The sequence below is a fragment of the Nostoc sp. NMS7 genome (assembly GCF_017115085.1).
Classification (GTDB): domain Bacteria; phylum Cyanobacteriota; class Cyanobacteriia; order Cyanobacteriales; family Nostocaceae; genus Nostoc.
Genome location: NZ_JABXKJ010000157.1, coordinates 35,879 through 48,103 on the forward strand (window position 1 = coordinate 35,879; position 12,225 = coordinate 48,103).

General features: G+C 41.2%; 9 protein-coding genes and 1 pseudogene. All 10 read left to right on the forward strand.

The genetic code is table 11. The annotated features are described in order from the left end of the window. Positions 1-14: 14 nt before the first annotated feature. A pseudogene (locus HWQ38_RS16470) lies at positions 15-578 on the forward strand (Uma2 family endonuclease). Between the two features lie 329 nt (positions 579-907). After that, on the forward strand, positions 908-1,555 hold the full coding sequence (locus tag HWQ38_RS16475) for a histidine phosphatase family protein (protein WP_292795253.1): 648 nt from the start codon (positions 908-910) through the stop codon (positions 1,553-1,555). 84 nt (positions 1,556-1,639) lie between these two features. Further along, positions 1,640-2,665: a glucokinase gene (locus tag HWQ38_RS16480; RefSeq protein ID WP_292795254.1), complete on the forward strand. Its 1,026-nt coding sequence runs from the start codon at positions 1,640-1,642 to the stop codon at positions 2,663-2,665. A 44-nt stretch (positions 2,666-2,709) separates the two neighbouring features. Continuing rightward, the gene (locus tag HWQ38_RS16485; protein ID WP_292795255.1) at positions 2,710-3,312 is read left to right on the forward strand and encodes a hypothetical protein; all 603 of its coding nucleotides are present in this window, start codon (positions 2,710-2,712) and stop codon (positions 3,310-3,312) included. 939 nt (positions 3,313-4,251) lie between these two features. Continuing rightward, positions 4,252-4,500: a DUF1816 domain-containing protein gene (locus HWQ38_RS16490; RefSeq protein ID WP_292795256.1), complete on the forward strand. Its 249-nt coding sequence runs from the start codon at positions 4,252-4,254 to the stop codon at positions 4,498-4,500. Between the two features lie 345 nt (positions 4,501-4,845). Next, the gene (locus HWQ38_RS16495) at positions 4,846-7,158 is read left to right on the forward strand and encodes an NACHT domain-containing NTPase (RefSeq protein WP_292795257.1); all 2,313 of its coding nucleotides are present in this window, start codon (positions 4,846-4,848) and stop codon (positions 7,156-7,158) included. Between the two features lie 301 nt (positions 7,159-7,459). Next, complete coding sequence (locus HWQ38_RS16500) at positions 7,460-7,915, forward strand: response regulator (protein WP_292795259.1); 456 nt, start codon at positions 7,460-7,462, stop codon at positions 7,913-7,915. Between the two features lie 213 nt (positions 7,916-8,128). Further along, positions 8,129-8,770 (forward strand): Uma2 family endonuclease, encoded by a 642-nt coding sequence (locus HWQ38_RS16505; protein WP_292795261.1) that lies wholly within the window; start codon positions 8,129-8,131, stop codon positions 8,768-8,770. A gap of 557 nt (positions 8,771-9,327) precedes the next feature. Further along, positions 9,328-10,794, forward strand: a complete 1,467-nt coding sequence (locus tag HWQ38_RS16510) for an efflux RND transporter periplasmic adaptor subunit (protein WP_292795263.1) — start codon at positions 9,328-9,330, stop codon at positions 10,792-10,794. A gap of 92 nt (positions 10,795-10,886) precedes the next feature. Then, the gene (locus HWQ38_RS16515; RefSeq protein WP_292795264.1) at positions 10,887-12,104 is read left to right on the forward strand and encodes an ABC transporter permease; all 1,218 of its coding nucleotides are present in this window, start codon (positions 10,887-10,889) and stop codon (positions 12,102-12,104) included. Positions 12,105-12,225 lie beyond the last annotated feature (121 nt).

Below are 12,225 nucleotides of genomic sequence, written 5' to 3' on the forward strand. Positions count from 1 at the left end.
GGAGGTACAAACACATGGTAAAATCATCAACTAAACCCCTAACTTTAGAAGAGTTTTTGAAATTACCAGAAACAAAGCCTAGTTCAGAATATATCAACAGTCAAATTCTTCAAAAACCAATGCCTCAAGGAAAACATAGCAGATTGCGGGGTGAGCTACTTAGTGCTATCAACAAAGTAGTTGAAAGTCAAAAAATTGCCCTTGCGTTCCCAGAATTACGCTGTACATTTGGCGGACGTTCAATTGTCCCTGATGTAGCTGTATTTGCTTGGGAGCGAATTCCCCTAGATGAACGTGGAGATGTGGCAAATGTCTTTAATACTTATCCAGACTGGACGATTGAGATTCTTTCGCCAGATCAAAGCCAGACTAAAGTAACCGGAAATATTTTGCATTGTCTAAAACATGGTAGTCGTTTCGGTTGGTTAATTGATCCAGGCGATCGCTCTGTTTTAGTTTATCCACCAAAGCAGCAACCAGAACTTTTACAAGAATCATAAGAAATATTACCAGTTCCCAATTTAGTTAGTAATCTTCAATTAACTGTAGGACAACTATTTGGATGGTTGAAGTTATAGTTTTTCCTAACATCATAGCCCCCTCCTCGCTTGCTCTTAGGGGGTTGGGGGTGGGGTTCAGTACCTACTTAACTGAGAACCGCTATATAAGCAAAGTATCGCTATCACAATCCTAAACATTTCAGCAGATTACTATAGTCGATATTGCTTTAGAAACTTGGCTAAAAAGGCTTTAAGTAAAACTACACTGACGCCACTGATAAGTTTTCCAAATAACTTATATTATTACAAATTATTACGATTTTGTCATATATTAATATTTGCAGCCCTCCTTGCAGATGCCTATATTTGTTTAGCGGCGAATTCTATTCACCAGAATAATTAAACCCATGAGTCAAATAGTCTGGATAGCAAGACACGCTAACCGCCTCGACTTCGTAAACCCTGATTGGTTTCTCACCGCCGAACGACGCTACGATCCACCCTTGTCTGACGATGGTAGGGTGCAGGCACAACAGTTAGCGAAACGATTGAAAAGAGAGAATATTGCCCATATTTTCGCTTCTCCCTTCCTGCGAACCGTACAAACAGCAAACGCAGTTGCAGAAGTTCTCAACTTACCGATTAAATTGGAAATCGGCTTGAGTGAATGGCTAAACCCAGCTTGGATGACAGAAGAACCCGAAAGACTCTCAACTCCAGCATTAGCGCAGTTATTCCCCAGAATTGACACCAGCTATACTTCACGTATCGCCGCCAAATATCCTGAAACTCACGAAAAAGTCCGAGAACGTTCTGGGCAAACTGCTAGATGTCTAGCTACTGAGTTCATCCCAGAAGATATCCTGCTAGTAGCGCATGGTGCATCTGTGTTGGGGGCAGCAATGGGGCTAGTGGGGGAAATTGCCAAAACAGAAGTTAAAGCTTCTTTATGTTCCCTGGTAAAAGTGGTACGCGAGGAACCAGAATGGTTATTAGAACTAAAGGGAGATACTTCCCATTTAACCCACATTGAAGAAGTTATTCGATTTGCTTAAATCTCTAATCGAGATTTTACATCATGGATTTCGCTATGTTGGGTATATTCTACAAAAAAAGTAATTAATTCACGAATAAGTTCTATGACATTGTTACTAGCAGGAGACATCGGCGGTACGAAAACTATTCTGCAATTGGTTGAAACATCAGATTCAACCAGTTTACATACTATTTATCAGGAAAGTTTCCAGAGTGGCGATTTTCCCGATTTAGTACCGATAGTGCAGCAGTTTTTGGTTAAAGCTAATACACCAATACCACAAAAGGCTTGTTTTGCGATCGCAGGGCCAGTTGTCCAAAATACTGCCAAGCTAACCAATTTGGCTTGGTTTTTGGATAGCGAACGTCTAGAACAAGAATTGGGTATTTCGCACGTTTCTTTGATTAACGACTTCGCCGCCGTTGGTTATGGCATTTTAGGGTTAGAAAAAGAAGACTTGTTGACGTTGCAAGTTGGCAAATCTCAACCCGAAGCCCCGATTGGAATTATTGGCGCTGGTACTGGCTTAGGACAAGGATTTTTAATTAAGCAAGGACAGCAGTATCAAGTTTTTCCCTCAGAAGGTGGACACGCTGATTTTGCTCCCCGGACTGAGTTAGAATTTCAGTTGTTGAAACACCTGCTGGATAAACATGATATTCAGCGCGTTTCTGTAGAACGGGTAGTTTCTGGACTGGGAATTGTGGCAATTTATCAATTTTTGCGCGATCGCAAATTTGCCACCGAATCACCAGATATTGCCCAAATCGTTAGAACTTGGGAACAAGAAGCGGGACAGGAAGAGAAAAGTGTCGATCCTGGTGCTGCCATTGGTACAGCCGCACTCCAAAAACGCGATCGCCTCTGTGAACAAACTTTGCAATTATTTATAGACGCTTATGGTGCAGAAGCCGGCAATCTCGCCCTTAAACTGCTACCTTACGGTGGCTTATACATTGCTGGTGGAATTGCGCCCAAAATCCTGCCCTTAATCCAAAACAGTGGTTTCTTATTAAATTTCACCCAAAAAGGTAGGATGCGCCCCCTCCTCGAAGAGATCCCCGTGTATATTATCCTCAACTCGCAAGTGGGGCTAATTGGTGCTGCTTTATGTGCTGCTAGGTTATAACAGCTAGCATCATCAGTGAGATCAGCATCTCAAAAGTCAAAAATATGACAATTAAAAGTCTGTTGCCATTAATCGCCGCTACTTTCGTCTGTGGTGGATCTATTCTGGTGAAAGCGCGTCAACCTAAACCTCCAACGGCTGTTGTCAAACCAACCGTTTCTCAACCCGCGCAGCCAAAATGGAAATTATTCACCGCCCCAGATGGACGCTTTAGTATTTTGATGCCGGGAAACCCCAACAGAAATACCCAATACCAAAAAACTTACATGGGGGAAATTACCTTAAAAATATTTGTCGCTCAACCACCAAAACAGCAAGTAGCATATATAGTTGCTTACAATGATTTTCCTTATAGTTACGGTGAAATGGCTGACCCCCAAACTTTACTTAATAATGCACGGGATATGGCTTTAAAGACTACGAAAAGTCATTTAATTAGTCAAGGAAATATTCGTAGTTCCAATAATCATCCTGGCAAAGAAATTGAGTACATCAATTCTGGAGGGAAAATCACTAGAAGTAGAATGTATGTTGCTGAAGGACGATTGTATCAAGTAATGGCAATAACTACAACAAAACAGCAGAAGACATTAGCTAAAACCATTACTGGGTATTTAAATTCCTTCCATGTAGTTTTGAAAAAGTAAAATAATTAAAACCTTTACTATATTAGCCTTCCAATCAATTGCAAGGCTAATAAGTAAGTAGGCACAAATATAACTCCCCACTCCTAACTCCTAACTCCCCACTCCTAACTTCTGCTGTATTATAATTATTTAATTTTTTTTAGCTCATATTATACAACTTATACGCTACTTAACCGCTTGCTCAAACATGATTTCTAACACGGGGATGTCATACTAAAGCAAATGCTGATAATAACCGTGTCATCCACATGATTGTTGGTTCCTCGGTAAAATATAGCGAATAACGTCTGTGGGCTAGAAACTATTTATAGTCACTACCTCACGACTGTCTAGATATATTTTAAGTCCCATTAAGCAAATTAAACCTCTCCTCTTAGCAGAGAGGCTTTGACTTACCCTTGCTGTTGCGGTAAGAGGCTGGAAGGTTAGAAGATGTTTTATGTTTTTTAAGTTTGTTTAACTTAGTAAATACTTTAGACGGCTACATCCTTTATCTTCAAATTTGCTTGATAAATAAAAAGAACATCAGCTAAATTCCTTTAACAATTTAGGGTTTGAAAATGAAACATTTATTAACCAGTAAAAACAACTTAATTATTGGTTGCAGCCAAGATCATATATCTGTAGAAATCAGTCAATCTATGAATGAAAAATCTACTTGTCTTTGCTGCTCAAATGCTTTACTCCGTCACGTCTCTTCGGCAGGACTTTACTGGCGTTGTAGCTACTGCTATCAGGAAATGCCAGTTTGGAAAATGACACGAGGAAAATCAAGAATGTCTCAATATCAGACTGTACTTTAACCTTTGAATTCCAAATTCGTCATCTTGTCTTAAATGCTGGATTTGTCTTAATTATCTAACATTCAACAAAAAAACTAGACTAATCTACCAACAAAGACTATCTTTAATCAAGTTTAATTAATCATTGGTATCCCTCATGAATTTATTTGAATCTAATCAGTCAGAGTTTGCCTGGTGGGTAGAAATTAACACCATTGTTCCGCGCTGTACTTATTACTTTGGGCCTTTTGATAGTGAAAAAGAGGCACAACTTTCTAGAAGTGGCTACGTCGAAGACTTATATGAGGAAGGAGCCAGAGATATCATTGCACTAGTCAAAGAATGTCAGCCTGATGTCCTAACGATTTTTCAGGAGGAAGCACAAGTCCAAATATTTAGTTTTTGAAGCCCGTCTCGCAGATATTTTGCTAAAAGGGGTTTTTCAATAATATAACTTGTTGCATAATGTAGAGATATAAGCTTTAAATTATGCAACAAGAATTTTTGAGCAAGTAAGTATTCATAACTAGGCTCTCAATCTCTACTTAACCATTACAGAGCAACGCTTGAGATGTATAAGATCAACGTATAACGTTTGAGTTGGTTACAAAAATTTAAAAGAAGGGCAGTACACTTTCGGATTTTGTATAAGATTAATCGTGTATAATGGTGATATCACATAAAAAGTGATAAATTTCAGATACTTAATAAAAGTTAAAGTTCATGATTTGAGGAGCAGGGTTTTTGTCCTATGGTCAAGCGATCGCTCCAGATATCACTCACTGGCATTCAAGAGGCAAAAAGAGCATTTGCTCGTAAGGGCTGGACACAAGACAATCTGGCAACAGAAGTTAACCTCAAGACTAGACAACCAATTTGGCGGTTTTTCAGTGGCCGTCCGGTTGAGCGTCATACGTTTATTGAAATTTGTTCGGTGTTGTCCCTGAATTGGCGGGAGATTGCTACCAATCCTCCGGCAGAATTTGGTGAAGGAGAGCAATTCATCCAACCGTCTGTCCTAGATATTGATAAATTAGTGCAAAAAGTGCGATCGCAGCGCTTCGACAAAATTCAAGATCAGTGTGGTATTTTGCAGTTATTGGATATCAACCGTCCAGTTGCGATCGATAACATATATATAGATCTGAATATTTTGGAGTCAATTGCCAGTCAACAGTACTTAGAAATTACTGAGCTGCAAAACATTGATCCCAAAGAATTTGACCGTTTTGGCTTAGGTGAGGCTGACCAGAACCACGTACCTGGTACACAGGCAGTTGAAAAATACTCAAAGCTTAGGGTGCTAGGCAAACCAGGAATAGGTAAAACAACTTTTTTGCAATATCTCGCCATTCAGTGTAACCAAAACGCATTTGCGGCGAATCAAGTTCCGATCTTCATCACACTCAGAAACTTTGCCCAAGAGTCTAAATTCACCAACGAGTTCAGCCTATTAAACTACATTCGCCAGGAGTTTCACACATCTAGAATTTCCGATCCCTCAGTCATCGAAACCTTGCTGAATGAAGGTAGGGTATTACTGTTGCTTGATGGCATGGATGAAGTTGTTAACCAACAAAGCAATGCTGTCTTAAGCGAAATTCGTAGATTTTCAGAGAAGTATCACAAAAATCAGTTTGTGGCCACCTGTCGAACAGCAGTTCAAAAGTTCAGACTCCGAGGTTTTACCGATGTTGAAATTGCCCCATTTACCTTAGAACAAATCCGAGCCTTCGCTCAAAAATGGTTTGTGGCCTTTCCCAAGACCAACACTCAAGATGGTCTGGCGCAGTCGATTCAGTTTATTCAGAAATTGGAGTTAGATGAAAACTGGGAATTTCGCCAACTCGTCGTCACACCCCTATTTCTGCATCTTGCCTGCTGGGTGTTTCACGGTCAAGAAAAATTCCCGACTAAGCGGACTGACTTTTATAAACAAGGTCTAGACCTGGTGTTGAGTAAATGGGACGAAGCCAGAGGCATTGAACGGGATGACGTTTACCGAGGGTTTTTATTACCACAAAAGCTCAAATTATTGAGTCAGATTGCAGCAGCGACATTTGAGCAAGGGCAGTACTTTTTTGAGCAACGCATCGTTGAGCAATATATAGGTGAGTATATTCAGAATCTAACCAACACACCAATGGATGCAGAGGAACTGCAAATAGAAAGCGAAGCGGCGCTGAAGGCAATCGAGGCTCAACATGGCCTACTGGCAGAACGGGCGCGGGGAATTTTCTCCTTCTCCTATCTGGCGTTTCAAGAATATTTAACTGCGAGAAAAATCGTTGCCAGCCATAACCTACAGGCATTTGAGCAAGCCCTGGAAGGATTGGTCAGTCATATCACCGACCCGCACTGGCGCGAAATCTTCTTGTTAACGGCTACCATGCTTCGGAGTGCAGACGGGCTGGTACTGTTGATGAAGCAACAGATTGATACACTGGTTGCTCAAGACCCTTATTTACAAGAATTTTTGACGTGGGCTAGCCAAAAATCTCGCACGATTCCCACCCAAACAAAAGATGCCACAGTTCGAGCATTTTACCTTGCCTTGAGTCGGACTCCTCATATAGCTTCTCACTTTGCCCTAGCCAGCAGCCTTGACCAGGGGATGTTTTTAGATATAGCATTAGATGACCTGCTGCTGGAGTGTGCAATTGATGGGAACCAGGACTTTGCCCACATCCACATCTGTGGAGAAGCTCTCTCGAACATTCTGGGCATTGTTCTGGATGTCGGACTCCATAAATCTCTGCAAAAACTCTCTGACGAATTGCCAAATTCTCGTCAAAGTCAAGAACGGTTTGGGCTATGGGGGCAGACGAATTATTCAGCTTGGGCTGAACAGTTAAAGATGACGGTGATTAATTATCGCAATATTAACCACGAGTGGCAGTTTAGCCAACAGCAACAGCAAGTGCTGCAACGCTACTATGATGCCAATCAGTTACTACTCGATTGCCTGCATAGCAATTCTGAAGTGACGGCTGCTATCAGACAGGAAATTGAAGCCACCTTATTGCTGCCTCAGAAGGAACTTGAGGACAGAGAATGGCAATAGTTATGTTAGGTGAACTACTCAGACTTGCCTAAGGCTTCCGCAACTCGTTAACACTTTACAGCTATCTGAACCATAGATTTTCGTAACTTGAAAAGTTTTGTGACGTTTTGTGTCGTAATTAATCAACTCATTTAGGAAATCAAACAACACCCGTTCATAGTAGAAGAACAGAACCTGGTAATTTTAACCATTAAGTGGTTCTCTGCTACTTTTTATTTGACCTATCCGGTCGTCTCGTCCCCTTAAGACTACAGATTTTTCACCTCACTTTGCACTTAAAGCCCTAATTGCAGGTCTTATTATGAATTTAATCAATGACTTTTGCTTGACAGTTGGGATACTCAAAGGTGTACAAGTCCTCGTTGTAGACAACGATCGCGATAGTAGAGATTTGTACGCATTTTTACTCAAAGACTTGGGCGCAAATGTGATTACGGCTGGTTCGGTAAAAGAAGCTTTAGAAATCCTGAGTTCTTTCACGCCGAACATCCTAGTCTGTGAAATTAGGTTCTTAGGTGAAAGTATTTATACATTGTTAAATACATTGAGTGCTATAGAAGCAGACAATGGAAATCATATCCCAATCATTGTGACTTCAACATCTACCACAGGTACTCATGACCAAATTCCAGACGTAGAGTTTGAAGAATATTTACTTAAACCATTAGACCTGGACAAATTTGTTTCGATAATTAGGAATCAAGTACAGTCAGATGTGATGGAAAAATTTTTTCCCGAACTACTAGTTTTACACTAGTTGATAACGAAATATTTATTCTTGAAAAATTATCATTCAGCAGGATTCTCAATGTCTCCCAGGTTTGATCAGTTAGTTTCGCTCTGAATATATTGATAATAATTCTTATTTGAGAATTGCTGTAGCAAGGATGCGGTTAAAGCTTTACTGTCAGGTTAGTGCTGGAAAAGAAAACTTGTATGATCGTTGTTAAAGTTATCCTTCAGCTATATTATGAGCGAATTACAGATCCAACTAGTAACTGATACCTGGATAGCAGTAACTTGGGATGAATATATCCAAATAATTGAAAATCCTGCTTACGAAAAAGCCAAGGTTTACTACCACAATGGACAGATGAGGATTGAAATGCCACCAATAGGGAATGATCATGCCAGCGACCATACAATTATTCTCTTTGCTGTTAACTTGTTTGCCAGCATCAAAGGCATTGCTCTGAATGGTAAGGATAATTGTACTTACCGGAAAACAGGCTTTAATGAAGCTCAACCGGATGTGTCTTACTATATTGGCGAGAATGCTGATGTAATTCCTTATGGAACTTCAATCATTAATCTAGATATATATCCACCACCAGATTTAGTTATTGAAGTTGCTAATACTTCACTTGCTGATGATCAAGGCAAAAAACGACTTTTGTACGAAGATTTAGGAGTGAAAGAATACTGGATTTTAAATGTCCAGAATGTGCAACTTATGGCTTTTGCTATTGAAAACCAAGGTAGTAGGCGGATTACAGAATCTCAGGTATTACCAGGATTAACAATTTTTTTATTAAACGATGCATTACGGCGAACTCGTAAAATAAATCAAAGTCAAGTTGGTGCTTGGTTATTAACCCAATTTCAGCAATGATTACTTGAAGCATTCTCAAGAAGCCTAGGGGAGCTATCGGAATCGTAATTTGTTTTTGAAAAAATCTAAGTAGTCTTGTCGGGTATGCGGGGAGCATCTCACTTTCGTAAAAAGCCTTATAAAACCTCACATCAACCCTCTCCTTACTAAAGAGAGGGAGCAAGAATCTTGTTTTTCATCTGGTATATTTGCTTTCACTGAGATGCTCCCGCGTATGCGTTTCATGGTTACTGAGCAGTTCGGCAAAGCTCACTGTAAGACTTGCCGAAATATTGATTGGGAATCAGTGGTTTATTTTCGCCATGTTCTACTAGTTGTTATAGGTAGGTAAACTTCCGCCACGTTATAGTAGTGGCTAAAGTCACCCATTTAGGTGAAGACATACAGCTATGTAATGCATATTATTAAGGAAGATTAAGCAACTATGAAGCTAATTATGCGTCTAGTTGTGAGTTTACTTATAAATATTTAATCCAAAAGTTTGAAAAAACCCTATTCCTGCAATGCCCTCTAACTGAGGACTACTCGCATAAAACAAGATTCATAGGCTTCTAGATATGGCTACGCACATAGAATTTCCAGTTATAGGCAAAGTTAAGTATCCATTACGCTGGCTGATGGGGCTAATAGCAGGGAGTGTCTTGGTTGTTGGTACAGTCACAGCCTATACCCTGGTAAATCAAGGGAGAAAAGAAGATATTACTCAATTAACTGTGCCAGTGGCAGCCCAAAATGTTACTTTGCGGATTACAGCTAGTGGCAAAGTCGTGCCAGTTAAGAGCGTAAATATTAGTCCGAAGAACCCCGGAGTGCTATCGCAATTATATGTGGAACAAGGCGATCGCATTCAACAAGGGCAAATTCTCGCCCGCATGGATAGTGCCAGCATTGAAGCCCAAAGGAGCCAGTATCGTGCTAACTTAGCTCAAAGTCAAGCCCAACTAGCCGAAGCCGTTGCTGGTAGTCGTCCTCAAGAAATAGCTCAAGCTAAGGCGCGGTTAGCACAATCTCAAGCCCAGTTAGCCGCAGCCCGTGCTGGTAATCGTCCCCAAGAGGTTGCTCAATCTCAATCCCAAGTTGATGCGGCTCAAGCAAGGGTGAATTATACCAGTGAACAAGTAAAGCGTTATCAATACTTATACGAACAGGGAGCAGAGAAAAAACAATTATTCGATCAAGCTATCAGCGACGACAAAAGTGCTAAAGCCAATTTAGAAGAGGCTAAAAAACGCTTTTCGTTAGTCCAAAGTGGCACTCGGACTGAGGAAATCGACCAACGCCAAGCAGCTGTGAATGAAGCACGGGCAGCATTGGTTCTGTTGGAAGATGGCACCCGTTCGGAAGAAATTGTTCAGCGTCAAGCAGCTGTTGCTGCTGCTGAGGCTCAATTGAAGGGTGTGCAAGTGCAGTTGGAAGATACAATTATTCGCGCTCCTCTTTCGGGAATTGTAACGCAAAAGTATGCCGAACCAGGGGCGTTTGTCACACCCACAACTTCTGCTTCTAGTAGTGCGTCGGCAACTTCCAGTTCAATTGTCGCTGTCGCACGCGGGTTAGAAATATTAGCTCAAGTTCCTGAAGCCGATCTTGCCAGAATCAAACAGGGACAGCAGGTGGAAATTGTCGCCGATGCCTATCCCGATCAAGTTTTTAAAGGTCATGTGCGCCTGATTGCTCCAGAAGCTGTGGTGGAACAAGGTGTGACATCCTTCCAGGTGCGGGTTGCTCTTGATACTGGCACAGATAAACTGCGTTCTGGTTTAAATGTGGATCTGACTTTTTTAGGCGATCGCGTCAATAATGCCTTAGTATTACCAACGGTGTCAATCGTCACCGAAAAGGGTAAAACTGGCGTACTTGTACCAGATGCAAACAATAAACCCCAATTCCGCGAAATTACTGTTGGGGCGCAAATCCAAGACCAAACTCAGATTTTAGAAGGAGTTAAAGCAGGCGATCGCATTTTTGTTAATCCACCCAAAGACTACAAAATTGAGAAGGCAAAAGAGCAACAGAAAAAATGAACCCAAATTGCATAGGTAGTATTGTTTGAGATTTCCCCGGAACAGCCTTTTAATAAAGACTTTTAATCTAAAATCTAAAATCCAAAATTGGCATGAACTTTTTAGAAAGTGTCCAAATGGCGGGTAAAACCCTGCTGTCAAATAAGCTGCGTAGTGCCCTCACGATGCTGGGTATAGTTATTGGTAACGCCTCAGTAATTGCCATGATTGGTATTGGCGAAAGTGGGCAAAAATATGTGAATAAACAGCTGGAGTCATTAGGGCCAAATGTGCTATTTGTGATTCCAGGTAATCGAGAAACTCAGCGTATCTCCTTTGAAGTACCAAAAACTCTGGTGTTGCAAGATGCGGATGCGATCGCCTCTCAGGTACCAACAGTAGTAGGAGTTGCGCCAGAATTAAACAGAAGACAGGTAATTACATACCGCAACAGAAACACTGATGTCAACATCATTGGCACAGCTCCCAGTTTTCTATCGGTGCGGGATTTTGAAACTGCTAAAGGCCGGTTTTTCTCTGAGGTAGACATCAAGCGAAGTAACCAAGTTGTTGTGCTAGGTGCAAACTTGGCAGAAAAACTATTCGCTAATAATAACGCTGTCGGTCAGCAATTGCGAATCGGAAATACCAGTTTTCAAGTGATTGGGACGTTAACAGCCAAAGGTTCCAGCGTCGGTGCAGATTATGATGAAGCTGCTTTAATACCGATTACAACTTCCGCAAACCGACTTGTGGGAAAGAATTCTCCCTATGGTATCGCCTTAGATTATCTCGTCGCTGCCGCTCGTGATTCAGATAGTGTGGATGCAGCAGAATTTCAAATTACTAATTTGTTGCGTCTACGGCACAAAATTAATGGTGAAGATGACTTTACTCTTCGCTCTCAAAAGGATGCTTTGCAAACTGTCGGTCAAATTACAGGCGCATTGACAACTATGCTAGCAGCGATCGCCGGCATATCGTTGTTTGTCGGTGGCATTGGCATCATGAATATTATGCTAGTCTCCGTCACCGAACGCACCCAAGAAATCGGATTGAGAAAAGCGATCGGGGCAACTGAGCAAGATATTTTGCTACAGTTCATCATTGAGGCAGTAATAGTTTCCGCAGCTGGGGGCTTAGTTGGGACTGCGGTTGGTATCAGTGGCATTCTATTAGTGGGAGTCTTGACTCCTTTAGAAGCGAGTCTTTCTCCAACAGCGATTATTATGGCAGTTGGTGTCTCTGCTGGTATTGGTTTATTCTTTGGTGTTGTTCCTGCACGTCGTGCTGCTAAACTTGACCCAATTGTGGCTCTTAGAAGTGCTTAGTCATGGGAAGGGCGAAACTTAATCTTCCTGATTAGGTTGAGGTGAAGAGATACAGCAGTTTTCATGTATTTGAACCACATCTGTCGTAGGGGCACAGCAATGCTCATACGTGTCAACTTAA